Source organism: Amycolatopsis sp. NPDC114478, from assembly GCF_055633805.1.
In genome coordinates this window covers 430,528-444,654 of the sequence record NZ_JBVKDO010000002.1, presented here as the reverse complement: position 1 = coordinate 444,654, position 14,127 = coordinate 430,528, and the positions used below count along the sequence as shown (strand labels likewise).

Here is a 14,127-nt window from a genome sequence, read left to right as displayed (position 1 = left end):
ACGCTCCAACCGTTACGATGGCGAGGTGTCCGAAGAATTCCGCCTCGACATGGGGGCGCCCTGGCTGAACCTGCTGGCCACGCGCGGCCGGCACTTCGGGGCGCAGCCGGTCGAGCGCATCCCGACGCCCGAGCGCCTGCGCGACTGGCTGGCGCAGGTCGAGCTGACGCCGCTCGCACCGGTCACGGACGCCGACCTGCGGACGGCGCACCGGCTGCGCGAGGCTCTCCGCGAACTCGCGCTGGGTGCGGTCGACGGCGTCGCGCCGAGAGCCGACCAGGTGAGCCCGCTGGCGGCGTTCCTCAAGACCGAGCCGGTGCACCTGGCCGCCCTCGACCGGCTGCACCGCAGTGCCCCGCCGACCGCGGACGCCGCGTTCGCCCGGCTCGCGCACCAGGCGGCCGACTGGCTCACCGGGCCGCTGCGCCACGACCTGCGCGCGTGTCCCGAGCAGGACTGCCGCGGCGTGTTCGCCGACCCGGGCGGCCGGCGGCGCTGGTGCCCGTCCCCCGCCTGCGCCAGCCGGGGCCGGGTGCGCGCGCTCAGGGAGCGGCGACGCGGGGAGTCATGACGGCCAGAGGATCCGGCGCATCGGCACCGCGCCCCGCGCCCGCTTCCGCCACTCACGCGGGTAACCGAGCGAAACCTCTTCGAAGCGCACGCCGTCGGCTTCGGTCGTGCGCGGGATGTGCAGGTGGCCGTACACCGCGATCTCCGCGCGGTAGCGCAGGTGCCAGTCCTCGGTCTTCGTCGTGCCGCACCACAGCGCGAACTCCGGCCAGTACAGCGGCGCCGTCGGGTGGCGGTGCAGCGGCCAGTGCGACATCAGGATCGTGCCGTGGTCGTCCGGGATCGCGTCCAGGCGCTCGGTGCTGAGCTTGAGCCGGTCCTCGCACCACGCCTGGCGGCTCGGGTACGGGTCCGGGTGGAGGAAGTACTCGTCGGTGCAGACGACGCCGGCGGCCCGGGCCTGGGTAAGGGCCTCCTCCAGGGACTTGCCCTCGGCTTCCGGGGTCCGCCAGCTGTAGTCGTAGAGCAGGAACAGCGGCGCGATGGTGAGCGGCCGGTCGGCATGGGGCCAGACGGGGTAGTCGTCCTCCGGCGTCAGGACCCCGAGCTTCCGGCACTCCTCGACGAGGTGCTCGTACCGGGCCTGCCCGCGCAGCTGGCACGGGTCGCCGTTCGTCGTCCACAGCTCGTGGTTGCCCGGCACCCAGACGACCTTCGCGAACCGCTCGCTCAGGGTCTTCAGGGTCCCGATGGTGGCTTCGGCCCGCTCGGCGACGTCCCCGGCCACGAGCAGCCAGTCTTCGGGCGTCTCCGGGACGACCGAGTCGAGGATCGGGCCGTTGCCCTCATGGGTCACGTGGAGGTCGCTGGTCGCGAAGAGGTGCGGCACCCCTCCACCGTAGCCACCGCGGTGGCGGGTTCTTCGCGAAACCTGCGGATTGCGGGTGGTTTCCGCGCCAGCGCGAGGATCCCGGCAAGGACGTAGATCCCGGCCTGGACGTTGAGCAGCACCGCCGGCCCGGTCGTCGCGACCAGCGTCCCGGCCAGCAGGGCCCCGGCCGTCGTGCCCAGGGCGATCACCGCGAACGTCGTGCTCAGCACGCGGCCGGCTCGCTCCGGCGCGACCGCGCTCTGGATCTCCGAGAGCACTCCCGCGCCGACGACCACCCCCGGGGCGCCGACCAGGACGAACAGCCCGACGTACACCCCCAGCGCCGTCGTCAGCCCGGCCAGGTTCCAGATCACCGCCGACAGCAGGCCCAGCGCGACCGAACCCCAGCCGAGCAGCGCCGCCGGCGCCACCCGCCGGGCCACCGTGGCCAGCGCGAACCCGGCGGCCAGGCCGCCGATCGCCTGCACGCCCCGCAGCAGGCCCGCGTCGGCTTCGCTGCCGCCCAGCACGTCGAGGACGTACACCACGAACAGCACCAGGAACATCCCCTGGGCCAGCGACGTGAACACCAGCGTGAGCCCGGTCCGCCGCAGGCGGCGGTTGTGCGTGAGCTCGCGCAGGCCGTCCAGCCAGGCGCGCACCACGGGTTCGGGCGAGGCCGCCGGCGTGGGCGCGCTCACCCGGCGGAACGGCTTGGCCAGCAACGCCGCCGCGGCCACCAGCACCGCGAGGTAGCCGGTGATGACGTCGGCGAGCCCGCCGAACCCGAGCAGCGCGCCGCCCGCCCAGCCGCCGGCCAGCCGCGCGACGCTGCCGTTCACGCTCATCAGGCCGTTCGCGCCGGTGACCTCCTCGACGCCGACCAGCTCCGGCACCAGCGCGTTGCGCGCGGGTTCGAACACCGACGCCAGCGCCGCCTGCGCGGCCATCACGGCGTACACGACGGTCACGCCCGGCGACGCGAGCAGCGGCAACGCGACGACGGCCAGCCCGCAGCAGACGCCGAACAGCACCGCGCGCCGGTTCCACCGATCGGCCACGACGCCGGCGACCGGGCTCAGCAGCACCGCGGGCAGCAGGCCGAGCACGATGCTCAGCGCGGTCGTCGCGGCCGAACCGGTGCGCTGGAAGACGTACACCGGCAACGCCACCTGCAGCATCCACTCGGCCGTCTCGCCGAAGAACGCGGCCACCCACAGCCGGGCGAAGGCGGGCACCCCCAGCAGCTGTCTCATTCCTCCGCCTTCCCCGAGTGTTCGATGCGCGGGAACGCCCGCAGGCCGACGTGCACCGACCGGGCGGCCGTCGGCGCGTCGGTCCGGATGGCCCCGACGTAGGGCCGGACCAGGGCGTCGATCGCGTCGGTCAGCCGGGTCAGCTCCTCCGGCGTGACGCGCAGCGCGTACGTGACCAGCCCGGCCGCCCCGCGCCACGCGGGGTCGAGGTCGTCGAGCGAGTCCAGGTACCGCTGGGTCAGCTCCTGTTCGTGGCCCAGGGTCGCGCCCACCATGCCGAGCTGGGCCGCGCGGTGGGCGGGGTCGTCGGCCAGCTCCCCCATCTCCAGCCCGACCTGCCGGGCCCGCCACGGCCGCTCCCGGCCGTCCTCGGCGTCCGCCCGCTCGACCAGGCCGTACTGCGCGAGCTGCCGCAGGTGCCAGCTGCAGTTGGACGCGGTCGAGCCGACCGCCTCCGCGCACTCGCTCGCGGTGCGCGGGCCGACGGCGGTGAGGTGGTTCAGCAGCGCCGACCGCAGCGGGTGCGACAGCGCGCGCAGCAGCTCGACGTCCTCGATCCGCTTGCGCGGCGGCAGCTCGGCCATCGGCCATCCTTATCTGAAAGAGTCATTTCGAAAGTGCTCTTTCAGATTGGGTGCCGCCTGCGGGTTTGTCAAGCGACTCCGCTATCGTTCCCGGGGCAGTCACTGCGCAGGGCAGTGACTGCGTCGTCACCCGACCTTGGATGGACGTTGCCCGACCAGCGCGAACTCGCCACCGCCGCCGCTCTCGCCCTCCCCCGGTTCGTGGGCTCGACCGCGCTCTTCCACGCCGCGGTCGCCGAGCGGATGGCCGTCACCCCCACCGAGCTGCACTGCCTGCACCTGCTCCACGGCGGCGTCAGCGACTCCCCGACCGAGCTCGCGCGGCTGCTCGGGATCTCGACCGGCGCGTTCACCCGGCTGCTCGACCGGATGGAGCAGCACCGGCTCGCCGAGCGCGCCCCGGACCCCGCGGACCGCCGCCGGCTCGTCGTCCGGCCGCTGCCCGACCGGATGGCCGAGCTCGCCGAGCTGTACGCGCCGATGGCCCGGTTCGTCGGCGAACGGCTCGCGCGCCTGGACCGGCGTCAGCTGACGGCGTTGGTCGGGTTCCTCACCGACGGCACCGCGGCTGCCGAACAAGCGGCGGAGAACCTGCCGGATGTGACCCAGGCCATAACCAGTTGACTAACTCTACGGATGTTGCGTTAACCTGGATCCACTATGAGGAACTGAACCGCGCCCATCCCGCTTCCGAGGCGGCACCCGGTCGAGCCTGACGCTCCCGTGTGCCACGACGCCCGACTGGATTTCCGCTTCTTCCCACCCGGGCCCGGTGATCGCACATGTCCACCCTCTTTCCCTTGCAGGCCAAGGACGTCGTCTTCGGCTACGGCACCCGCGTCGTCCTCGACGGCGTCACGCTGACCGCGTCGGCCGGGCAGCGGCTCGGCCTGGTCGGCGAGAACGGCACCGGCAAGTCCACGCTGCTGCGGCTGCTCGCCGGGCTCGAGGAACCGCGCTCCGGCGAGGTGCTGCGCGGCCCGGACGTCGGGTTCCTGCTGCAGGAGCTGCCGTTCGGCATGGACGCGACCTTCAGCGACGTCCTCGACGACGCGCTGGCCGAGATCCGCGTCGCCGCCGCCCGGCTCGACGAGCTGACCACGGCGATGACCGACCGGCCCGACGACTCGTCGGTGCTGGACGAGTACGGCCGCGTCCTGGAATGGGCCCAGGCCCACGACCTCTGGGACGCCGACCGGCGCGCGAAGCTCGTCTGTGACGGGCTCGGTCTCGGCGGCGTCGAGCCGGACCGGCGGCTGGGCACGCTGTCCGGCGGGCAGCGGTCGCGACTCGGCTTGGCGGCGTTGCTGATCCGGCAGCCGGAGACGCTGCTGCTGGACGAGCCGACCAACCACCTCGACGACGCCGCGATGGCGTTCCTGGAACGCCACCTCACCGAGCTGACCGGGATCGTGGTGCTGTCGTCGCACGACCGGGTGTTCCTCGACGCCGTCTGCACCGACATCGTCGACCTCGACCCGGCCGCGGCCGACCGCCAGGCCGGCGGCGCGGTCCGCTACGGCGGCAGCTACACCGACTACCTCGGCCACAAGAAGGCCGAGCGGGCGCGGTGGGAGCAGCGGTTCGCCGAAGAGCAGGAGGAGCTGAAGGAGCTGCGGGAGACCGTCGCGGTCACCGCGCACAACGTCGCCTACGGACGCGGCCCGCGCGACAACGACAAGTTCATCCACCACTTCAAGGGCGCCCGCGTCCAGAAGACGATCTCGCGGCGGGTGCGCGACGCCGAGCAGCGGCTGGAGAACCTCGAACGCGACCAGGTGCGCAAACCCCCGGCGCCGCTGCGGTTCCGGACCGAGCTGACCCGGCACGCCACCGGCGACGGACCGGCGATTTCGGTGCGCTCACTGGAGGTTCCGGGACGGCTGAGCCTGCCCCGGCTGGACGTCGACGGCTCCGCGCGGCTGCTCGTCACGGGCGGGAACGGCGCCGGGAAGTCGACGCTGCTGTCGGTGCTGGCCGGCCGGCTTGCTCCCGCGAGCGGCACCGTCCACTTCGGACACGGCGTGCGCGTCGGGTTGCTGGAGCAGGACGTCGTGTTCGCCGAGCCGCAGCGGACGGCGGCCCGGGTCTACCGGGACACGCTCGGCGAGGACGCTCCCCCGCTGAGCCACCTCGGCCTGCTGGCGTCCCGGGACCTCCGGCAGCCCGTCGGTGCGCTCTCGGTCGGTCAGCGGCGCCGGCTGGCGCTGGCGATCCTGCTCGCCGAGCCGCCGGACGTGCTCCTGCTGGACGAGCCGACGAACCACATTTCGCTGACCCTGGCGGAAGAACTGTTCGCGGGGCTGGAGACGGCGCCGGGCGCGGTCGTCATCGCGTCCCACGACCGGTGGCTGCGCCGGGACTGGCCGGGCGACCACCTCGAACTGGCCGACGGCCGGCCCGCCGCCGTGTAGGCCGTTATACACAAGGAGGGCCCGGCAGCGCACCGGGCCCTCCTTGTCGTCGTCAGAGCGTGATGCCGAGGAGGGCGTCGACGGCGATGCGGATCAGGCCCGGCGCCGTCGCGTCCGTGCCGTCGCGACGCAGGGCTTCGTTCGCCCACGCGTCGATCGCCGCGAGGGCCTTCGGTGTGTCGAGGTCGTCGGAGAGGTGGTCGCGCAGCCGCGTGACCGTGTCCTCCGCCGACGGGCCGGCCGGCAGCGCGACGGCCTCGCGCCAGCGCGCCAGCCGAGCCTCGGCCTCAGTGAGCAGCGACGACGTCCAGGCACGGTCCTCGCGGTAGTGGCCGGCGAACAGCGCGAGCCGGATCGCGCCCGGGTCGACCCGGTCGGCCCGCAGCCGCGAGACGAACACCAGGTTCCCGCGCGACTTCGACATCTTCTCGCCGTCGAGGCCGATCATCCCGGCGTGCACGTAGTGGCGGGCGAACGGCCCGTCCTTGGCGACGGCCTCCGCGTGCGCCGCGCTGTACTCGTGGTGCGGGAAGATCAGGTCCGAGCCGCCGCCCTGGAGGTCGAACCCGAGACCCAGCCGGTTCACCGCGATCGCGCTGCACTCGATGTGCCAGCCCGGGCGGCCCGGGCCGAGCTCGGACTCCCACGACGGCTCGCCCTCGCGCGCGACGCGCCACAGCAGCGCGTCCAGCGGGTGGCGCTTGCCGGCGCGGTCGGGGTCGCCGCCGCGCTCGGCGAAGAACTTCCGCATGGTGGCTTCGTCGTAGTTCGACTCGTAGCCGAACTTGCCGGTCGCCGAGTGGTCGAAGTAGACGTCCGGGAACTCCGGGTCGTCGGCCCGGTAGGCGGCGCCGTTGGCCAGCAGCTTCGCGATGACTTCGACGATCTCCGGGATGCTCTCCACCGCGCCGACGAACTGCTTCGGCGGCAATACACGCAGGGCAACCATGTCCTCGCGGAACAGCGCCGTCTCGCGCATGCCCAGCACGACCCAGTCGTCCTGGTCGCGCTCCGCGCGCTCGAGCAGCGGCTCGTCGATGTCCGTCACGTTCTGCACGTAGTGGACGTCGTGCCCGTTGTCCCGCCACACGCGGTTCACCAGGTCGAAGGCCAAGTACGTCGCGGCGTGCCCGAGATGCGTCGCGTCGTAGGGCGTGATGCCGCAGACGTACATCCGGGCGGTGGCGCCGGGCGCGGTCGGGCGGATCTGCCCGGTGGCCGTGTCGTGGAGCCGCAGCGGGCGGGGGGTGCCGGGGATGCGGGGCACGTCGACCGATGACCAAGTCTGCATACCCCCGACTGTAAGCGTTCGCTCGTCAGGTCTTCCCGACCGGTGGGACGAGTCTCTCACGGGCGTAGGCCTCGATGGCCCGGGCCAGCCACGCCGGGAGCTCCGGATCGGCGCGCGCCGCGAGGTCCCGCTGCCGGGGGTCGCGCTCGTACAGCCCGCCCATCGCGGCGTAGGCCTCCGCGGTCGGCTGCCAGAAGTGGCTGACCGACGCGTAGTGCTCGGCGACGACGTCCAGTGCGGCCGGGTCGCCGGGCGCGGCACCGGAGCGCATGACAGCGGCCAGGCGGCGGAACAGGGCGGCGCCCTGGGCCGCGGCGTGCTCGTAGTCCGCGGCCGTCAGCCCGTCCTGGGCCGCTTCGGCGACGTCGAAGGCCTTCGCGGCGCCTTCGCCGAACGTCTCGCGGTAGGCCTGCCGCATCTCGGCGGCGTCCTCGCGCAGCCCGGCGAAGAACCGGCCGGGGTCGTCGATCCGGGCGGCGTCGAGGTCGGCGACCGTCTCCTCGACGGTGGCGATCACCCGGTCCAGGCGCCGCCGTTCCTCCTCCAGCTGCGCCAGGTGCCCGCGCAGGGCGGCCGCCTCGCCGGCCCGTTCCCCCAGCACGGCGCCGATCTCGGCCAGGCCGAGCCCGAACCGCCGCAGGAGCAGGATGCGCTGCAGCCGCCGCAGCTCGCCGCGGCCGTACCAGCGGTAGCCGTTGGCGCCCACGGAAGACGGCTTGAGCAGGCCGATCGCGTCGTAGTGGCGGAGCATCCGGGCCGACACCCCGGACGCCTTGGCCACCTGGCTGATCGAGTACCGCACCGCGTCAGCTTAGGAGTTGACCTTCACACGATGTCAACTTTTATCGTCGCCACGGTGACCACGACCATCACCGGCGCCCGCGTCTTCGACGGCGAGCGCCTCACCGAGCACACCGCCGTGCGGCTCGACGGCGGCCGCGTCGAAGCCCTCGGCGACGACACCCTGCTGCGCCCCGGCGACGAGCACGTCGACGCCCGGGGCGGCACGCTGCTGCCCGGGGTCATCGACGCGCACGTCCACCTGCTGCCCGGCGCGCTCCGGCAGGCGCTCACGTTCGGCGTCACGACTGTGCTCGACATGTTCAGCAAGCCGGACACCGTCCGGGACGCCCTGGTCCGCGGCGCTCGCCCGGACGCCGCCGGCGTGCGGTCCTCCAGCGTCGGGGCGACCGCACCCGGCGGGCACCCGAGCATGATGTACGCGCCCTTCCCGTACGTCACCGGCCCGGCGGACGCCGAGCGGTTCGTCGCCGACCGCGTTGTCGAAGGGGCCGCCCACCTCAAGGTGCTCTACGACGACGGGACCGGCGGCCCGCTGCCGATGCCGTCCCTGGACGTGCCGACGATCGCCGCCCTGACCGAGGCCGCGCACCGGGCCGGACTGCTCGTCGCGGCCCACGTCTCGACCGCCCGCGGGGCCGTCGACCTGCTGTCCACCGGCGTCGACGTGCTCGCGCACGTGCCGTTCGACGCCATGACCGGCCGCCAGGCCGAAGCGGTCGCCCGCGCCGGCGTCGCGGTCGTCACGACGCTGTCGATCGCCGACGGCTTCCCGCACGACGGCACGATGCCGCTCCTCACCTCGGCCTTGGCGCCGCGACTCGGACCGGCCTGGCGCGCGGTCCTGGAGCGGCAGGGGCAGCGCTGGCTGCCGCCGCAGCTGCCGGACTTCGCGGTGGCGCGGGCCAACGCGCGGCTGCTGCGCGAGGCCGGCGTGCCGCTGCTGGCCGGCACGGACGCGCCCAACCCGGGCACGGTCCACGGCGCGAGCCTGCACCGCGAGCTGGAGCATCTGGTCGCCGCGGGCCTGCCGCCGGCGGAGGCGCTCGCGGCGGCGACCGCGCGTCCGGCCGAGGTGTTCGGTCTGGCCGACCGCGGCCGGCTCCGCCCCGGGCTGCGCGCGGACGTCGTGCTGGTGAACGGGCACCCCGACCGGGACATCACGCGGACGCAGCACTTGACGGCCGTCTGGAAGGCAGGGGTCCGCGCCGACCTGGACGCCTACGTCGGCTCGGCCGACGAGCAGGACGGCCTGGCCGCCTTGCGGACCCAGACGGAGAAGGTCATCGCGGCCGTCCGCGAACTGCTGCCGACGTTCGGAGCCGGGGAATGACCACCATCGAAGTCCGGCGCGAAGAGGACGGCGAACTGCTCGGCCACCTCCGTCCGGCCGACGCGGGGTGGGAGCCGTTGACGGTGTTCCACGCGGCGCTGGCCGAGCCGGCCGGCCGCGAGGACGCCGAAGACGTCGTCCGCCGCGACGGCCTCTCGTGCCTGGGCGACCTGTGGTGGGTCGAGGCGGAACCGGGCCGCTGGACGGAGGCCCGCATCCAGGAGGCGTACCCGGACCGTGTCCGCGTCCGGTGGGCCGACCCGCTGCTCGAGCAACCCGCGCACGGTCAGTGGATCGACCCGCGGGCCGTGCCGGTCCGGCGCCGCCACCCCTGACCGGGCGTCACTCTTCCGCAGCGGGTTTCCGGCGGCGAGCGCGGTTAGCCTGGCCGGATGGGCACCATGATCGTCTTGGGCGGTGCGGTCGCCGTGATCGCGCTGGTCACGGTGGTCGCCCTGCTGCTGCGGCGGCGCCGGGCCCGGCCCCGGCCGGTGCTCGGCCCGGTCCCCCGCGAACCCCTCGCGGCGGTGCGCCGCGACGAGCTCCTGGCGAAGATCGAAGAGACGTTCCGCGCCGGCCGTTCCTGCGTCCTGCTGGGCCGCGGCGGGGTGGGCAAGACCCACCTCGCCGCCGCGTTCGTCCGCGAGGCTCACTCACCGGTGCTCTGGATCGCGGCCGCGGACCCCGCGAACACCGCCCGCGCCTACGCGGAGCTGGCCCGGCGGCAGGGCTTGGCCGGTCCCGACGCGGGCCTCGCGTGGCTCGACGGACGCGACGGCGCCATCGTCGTGTTCGACGGCCCGACCGACCCGGACGCGCTCACCCGGTGGCTGCCCGCCCGCGCTCGCGTCCTGGTGACCACGACGGTGCCGGACTTCGAAATCCTCGGCGCCACGGTGCCGGTGACCGGCTTCGACCCGGCCACGGCCGCCGGCTTCGTCCGCACGCGATCGGGCCGGGACGCCGATGCGGCCGACGTCGCCCGGGAGCTCGGCTACCTGCCGCTGGCCCTCGCCCAGGCCGGTGGGGTGATCCGGGCCGCGGGCCACCTCGACCGGCTGCCGGGCACCCTCGTGCTCGAGCGCGACCCGGGTGAGGACCATTCGCCCCGGGTCGAGGACACCACGCTCGCCGCCCTGCGCACGGTGGCCGCGCGGGACGGCCGGGCCCTCGTCGTCGCCGAGCTCCTGGCCGTACTGGCACCGCGGGGCGTGCGACGAGCCCTGATGCACCGCGTCGGCCCGGACCCGGTGGCGGTGGACGCGGCGTTGACCGGTCTCGAAGGCGCGTCGCTCGCGGAATTCGACATCAGCGGCGAAGTCGTGACGATGCACCGCCTGACCCGGCTCGCGGTGCTGGGCCGGCTGCACGCCGAGGACCGCCTGGCCGAGGTGCTGGACCGGGCGTTCGCCGTGCTGGACACCGAGGACACGGCCGACCTCGCCGACCACGCCGCCGCGCTGTGGCGGCACTTCCGGGCGCTGCCGTCGGTCTCCGCGGGCCCGCGGCTCGGCCCGATCCTGCGGCTGCGGCGGCGGTCGGTCGACCTGCTGGTGGCCGAAGGCGCGTTCGCGCAGGCTCGCGCGCTCGGCCGGGAGGTGCTCGCCGACCACGACGCCTACCTGCCCGCCGGCCACGACGACACCGTGCTCGCCGCCCGGTCGCTGGACCGGGCGGCGAGCCCGCCGGCGCCGCCTCAGCGCCGCCGGGTGCGCAGGTAGTCGCCGACCACCGCGGCGCCGAGGCCGTCGAGGTCCGGTGCGACCACCCGGCCGCCCGAGCGGCGGGCGATCACGTCGACGAACGCCGTCAGGCGCGGGTCGTCGCCGAGGCGGAACACCGTCACCGACGCGCCCAGCTTGGCCAGCCGGTCCACTTCGGACAGTGTCTTGTGGAGGGTCCGCGGCTGGGGCGGGTAGTCGAAGACCGCTTCGCCGTCCGGTTCCAGGTGCGCGGTCGGCTCGCCGTCGGTGACCATCAGCACCACCGGCTGGGCGTCCGGGTGGCGCCGCAGGTGCTGGCCGGCCAGCAGCAGGCCGTGGTGGGCGTTGGTGCCCTGCTCCCACGCGCCCTCGAGCCCGATCAGCTCCGGCAGCTCCACCGACTGGGCGTAGCGGCCGAACGTGATCAGCTGCAGCGCGTCGTTGCGGAAGCGCGTGCTGATCAGCTGGTGCAGCGCGAGCGCGGTGCGTTTCATCGGCAGCCAGCGGCCTTCCTGCACCATCGACCAGGACGTGTCGACGAGCAGCGCGACCGCCGCGCGGGAGCGGTGTTCGGTCTCGACCACTTCGACGTCCTCGACGTCGAGCCGGACCGCCCGCTCCCCCACCGAAACCGACCGCAGGACGGCGTTGCGGATGGTCCGCGGCACGTCCCAGGGCTGCATGTCCCCGAACCGCCACGGCCGCGAGGCCCCCGTCGGCTCGCCCGCCGCGCCCGCCGACTCGGTCTCGCGGTCGCCGGTCTTGCCGCGCAGCGCGTTCACGATGTCGGCCAGCGCCGTTTCGCCGAGGCGCCGCAACGCCTTGGGCGACAACCGGAGCGACCCGTCGGCGGCCCGTTCGAACAAGCCCTGGCGGCGCAGCTCGCGCTCCAGTTCGGACAGTCGCCGGGCGTCGACGCCGGCGTCCTTGCCGAGCTGGCGTTCGAGCGACTCCAGATCGATGTCCTCCAGGCTCGCGCCCGGGTAGGACTGGCTCAGCTGCTCGGCCAGCGCGTCCAGCTCGGCGAGGTCGGCCATCGCCTGCGCGCCTTCGCCCATGCCGAGCGGGTTGTTGCCGCGGAAGCGCTCCGAACCGGTCCAGTCCTCGCCCGGCCGCGCGGCCCGCAGCTGACTGTCCAGCTGGGACAGCTGCTGCGCGAGCCGCGGGTCGCCGAACGCCTGCTGGGTCAGCTCGGCCAGCTCGGCGCGCTGCTCGGCCGACATCGAGTTGAGCATCCGTTGCGCCGCGGCGGACCGTTCGGCGAGCGCGTCGATCAGCTCTTCGACGTTGCGCGGGTTCTCCGGGAAGAACTCACCGTGCTTGGCCATGAAGTCGTCGAAGCGCTCCTGGATGTCTTCGGCGCCTTGGGCGTGGGCCGCGAGGAGGTCGTTGAGGTCGGAGAGCATCTCGTTGATCCGCTCGACGTCCTCGGGACCGGCGTTCTGCAGGGCCTGCTTCATGCCCTGGAACCGCGACTCCATCAGCTCCTGGCCGAGCAGGTCGCGGATCTGCTGGTAGTTCTCGCGGCCTTGCTCGGAGCGCCAGTCGTAGTTCGCCAGCTCGTTGACGGCCGCGGCGGTACCCGACGGGAGCGCGTCGAGCTGGGCCTCGCGGAAGCGGGCTTCGTCGTCCGGGTCCGGGAACAGCTCCCGCCGTTCGGCGTCGAGGGCCTCCTGCAGGAGGCGCTGGACCTCCTGCAGGGTGCCGTTCAGGTTGTTGCGGCGCTGGATCTGCGACCGGCGCTGCCACAGGCGCCGGGTCAGCTCGTCCAGGCCCGACGTGCGCTCGGTGCCGCGCCGGAGCAGCTCCTCCAGCGCGGACCGCGGCGACGCCCCGGCCATGACCTCGCGGCCGATCTCGTCGAGCGCGTCGCGCAGGTCGGCCGGGGGCGCGAGCGGGTCCGGCCCGTCGTGCCACGGGCCGTAGGAGTAGCCGTCGGGAAGCGGGACCGCGGTCATCGGCCGTAGACGGTCGTCGCGTCGTCGGAGTCCTTGGCCAGGCGCCGGGCCAGGAACAGCGATTCGAGGGCGAGTTCGACGGCGGCCGCGATCCGGCCGGCGGGCTCGTCGGCGGACACGCCGGCGCGCTGGGCGACCTCGTGCAGCACCGGGAGCTCCGGCAGGGCCGCGAGGACGTCCTTGGCGGGGACGCGCTCGCCGGTGGCGACCAGGTGGCCTTCCTCGACGGCGTCGGCCAGCGGGCGCAGGTCGAGCCCGGCGAAGCGGCCTCGGGCGGTCTCAGCGATCGCCCGGCGCATCAGGTGCACGAGGTGCTCGATCTCGCGGCCCTCTTCGCCGGGTTCGAACTCGATCTTGCCCCGCAGCACGGACGGCACGGCGTCGAGGTCGACCGGCCGCGCGACGGCCGGCTCCTCACCGGTCAGAGCAGCGCGCCGCAGGGCCGCGGCCGCCACGGTCTCCGCCGCTGCGACGGCGAACCGGGCGGACACGCCGGAGCGCTGGTCGATGACCGTGGATTCGCGAAGGTTCCGGACGAACCGGGCGAGGACCTCCAGCAGCGGCTCGCCGACCTCGGCCACGAGGTTGGCTTCCTGTTTGACGACCGCCACTTCCGCTTCCACATCCAGGGGGTAGTGGGTGCGGATCTCGGCGCCGAAGCGGTCCTTGAGCGGGGTGATGATCCGGCCGCGGTTGGTGTAGTCCTCGGGGTTCGCGGTCGCGACGAGCAGGACGTCCAGGGGCAGCCGCAGCGTGTAGCCGCGGACCTGGATGTCGCGCTCCTCCATGACGTTGAGCAGGGCGACCTGGATGCGCTCGGCGAGGTCGGGCAGCTCGTTGATGGCGACGATGCCGCGGTGGGCGCGCGGGACCAGCCCGAAGTGGATGGTCTCGGGGTCGCCCAGGCTGCGGCCTTCGGCGACCTTCACCGGGTCGACGTCGCCGATCAGGTCGCCGACCGAGGTGTCCGGCGTGGCCAGCTTCTCGGTGTAGCGCTCGGAGCGGTGGCGCCAGGCCACGGGCAGGTCGTCGCCGAGTTCGGCGGCGCGCCGGATCGACGCGGGCGTGATCGGCTGGAGCGGGTGTTCGCCCAGCTCCGAGCCCTCGATGACGGGCGTCCACTCGTCGAGCAGGCCGGCGAGGGTGCGCAGCAGGCGGGTCTTGCCCTGGCCGCGTTCGCCGAGCAGGACGACGTCGTGGCCAGCCAGCAGCGCGCGTTCGAGCTGCGGCAGCACGGTGCGGGAGAAGCCGACGATGCCGGGCCAGGCGTCTTCGCCGGTCCTGAGGGCGGTCAGCAGGTTGTCGTGGATCTCTTGCGCGATCGGGCGCGGCTCGTACCCGGCCGCGCGCAGGGCCCCGGCGGTCCGGGGAAGAGCGTCTGGAACAGCGTTCACCCGTTCGACGCT

13 protein-coding genes are annotated in these 14,127 nt (G+C 73.9%); 6 read left to right on the top strand and 7 right to left on the bottom strand.

The features are described from left to right. Positions 1–25: 25 nt before the first annotated feature. The gene (locus ACZ7OH_RS06720) at positions 26–571 is read left to right on the top strand and encodes a CGNR zinc finger domain-containing protein (RefSeq protein WP_470279949.1); all 546 of its coding nucleotides are present in this window, start codon (positions 26–28) and stop codon (positions 569–571) included. Here ACZ7OH_RS06720 and ACZ7OH_RS06715 read toward each other — a convergent pair. Genes ACZ7OH_RS06715 through ACZ7OH_RS06705 form a run of 3 tightly spaced genes read right to left on the bottom strand, consistent with a single transcriptional unit; the run spans position 566 to position 3,221 of the window. Then, positions 566–1,399 (bottom strand): metallophosphoesterase family protein, encoded by an 834-nt coding sequence (locus ACZ7OH_RS06715; protein ID WP_470279948.1) that lies wholly within the window; start codon positions 1,397–1,399, stop codon positions 566–568. The genes ACZ7OH_RS06720 and ACZ7OH_RS06715 overlap by 6 nt on opposite strands. Further along, on the bottom strand, positions 1,363–2,637 hold the full coding sequence (locus tag ACZ7OH_RS06710; RefSeq protein WP_470279947.1) for an MFS transporter: 1,275 nt from the start codon (positions 2,635–2,637) through the stop codon (positions 1,363–1,365). The genes ACZ7OH_RS06715 and ACZ7OH_RS06710 overlap by 37 nt, the downstream gene beginning before the upstream one ends. Beyond that, positions 2,634–3,221: an ArsR/SmtB family transcription factor gene (locus ACZ7OH_RS06705; RefSeq protein WP_470279946.1), complete on the bottom strand. Its 588-nt coding sequence runs from the start codon at positions 3,219–3,221 to the stop codon at positions 2,634–2,636. Before ACZ7OH_RS06705 ends, ACZ7OH_RS06710 begins: the two co-directional genes overlap by 4 nt. Before the next feature lie 147 nt (positions 3,222–3,368). Between ACZ7OH_RS06705 and ACZ7OH_RS06700 the strand changes: the two genes are divergently transcribed. Together ACZ7OH_RS06700 and ACZ7OH_RS06695 are read left to right on the top strand one after the other, a co-directional pair. Beyond that, positions 3,369–3,845: a MarR family transcriptional regulator gene (locus tag ACZ7OH_RS06700; protein ID WP_470279945.1), complete on the top strand. Its 477-nt coding sequence runs from the start codon at positions 3,369–3,371 to the stop codon at positions 3,843–3,845. Between the two features lie 158 nt (positions 3,846–4,003). Beyond that, positions 4,004–5,635: an ABC-F family ATP-binding cassette domain-containing protein gene (locus ACZ7OH_RS06695; RefSeq protein WP_470279944.1), complete on the top strand. Its 1,632-nt coding sequence runs from the start codon at positions 4,004–4,006 to the stop codon at positions 5,633–5,635. Positions 5,636–5,687: 52 nt separating this feature from the next. Here the strand turns inward: ACZ7OH_RS06695 and mshC are convergent, their stop codons facing one another. Together mshC and ACZ7OH_RS06685 are read right to left on the bottom strand one after the other, a co-directional pair. Next, on the bottom strand, positions 5,688–6,926 hold the full coding sequence (gene mshC, locus ACZ7OH_RS06690) for a cysteine--1-D-myo-inosityl 2-amino-2-deoxy-alpha-D-glucopyranoside ligase (protein ID WP_470279943.1): 1,239 nt from the start codon (positions 6,924–6,926) through the stop codon (positions 5,688–5,690). A 25-nt stretch (positions 6,927–6,951) separates the two neighbouring features. Next, on the bottom strand, positions 6,952–7,728 hold the full coding sequence (locus tag ACZ7OH_RS06685) for a MerR family transcriptional regulator (protein WP_470279942.1): 777 nt from the start codon (positions 7,726–7,728) through the stop codon (positions 6,952–6,954). A 54-nt stretch (positions 7,729–7,782) separates the two neighbouring features. Between ACZ7OH_RS06685 and ACZ7OH_RS06680 the strand changes: the two genes are divergently transcribed. From ACZ7OH_RS06680 to ACZ7OH_RS06670, 3 genes are read left to right on the top strand one after another with little or no spacing between them, the layout of a single operon-like run. Continuing rightward, positions 7,783–9,060 (top strand): amidohydrolase family protein, encoded by a 1,278-nt coding sequence (locus ACZ7OH_RS06680; RefSeq protein ID WP_470279941.1) that lies wholly within the window; start codon positions 7,783–7,785, stop codon positions 9,058–9,060. Further along, positions 9,057–9,395 (top strand): hypothetical protein, encoded by a 339-nt coding sequence (locus ACZ7OH_RS06675; protein ID WP_470279940.1) that lies wholly within the window; start codon positions 9,057–9,059, stop codon positions 9,393–9,395. The genes ACZ7OH_RS06680 and ACZ7OH_RS06675 overlap by 4 nt, the downstream gene beginning before the upstream one ends. 57 nt (positions 9,396–9,452) lie before the next feature. Continuing rightward, on the top strand, positions 9,453–10,781 hold the full coding sequence (locus ACZ7OH_RS06670; RefSeq protein ID WP_470279939.1) for a hypothetical protein: 1,329 nt from the start codon (positions 9,453–9,455) through the stop codon (positions 10,779–10,781). Here the strand turns inward: ACZ7OH_RS06670 and ACZ7OH_RS06665 are convergent. Beyond that, entirely contained in the window at positions 10,757–12,721 is a 1,965-nt protein-coding gene (locus ACZ7OH_RS06665; RefSeq protein WP_470279938.1) for a hypothetical protein, read from the bottom strand. The genes ACZ7OH_RS06670 and ACZ7OH_RS06665 overlap by 25 nt on opposite strands. Beyond that, positions 12,718–14,115 carry an ATP-binding protein gene (locus ACZ7OH_RS06660; protein ID WP_470279937.1) on the bottom strand — a complete coding sequence of 466 codons (1,398 nt, stop codon included), beginning with the start codon at positions 14,113–14,115 and terminating at the stop codon, positions 12,718–12,720. Before ACZ7OH_RS06660 ends, ACZ7OH_RS06665 begins: the two co-directional genes overlap by 4 nt. Positions 14,116–14,127: the final 12 nt, after the last annotated feature.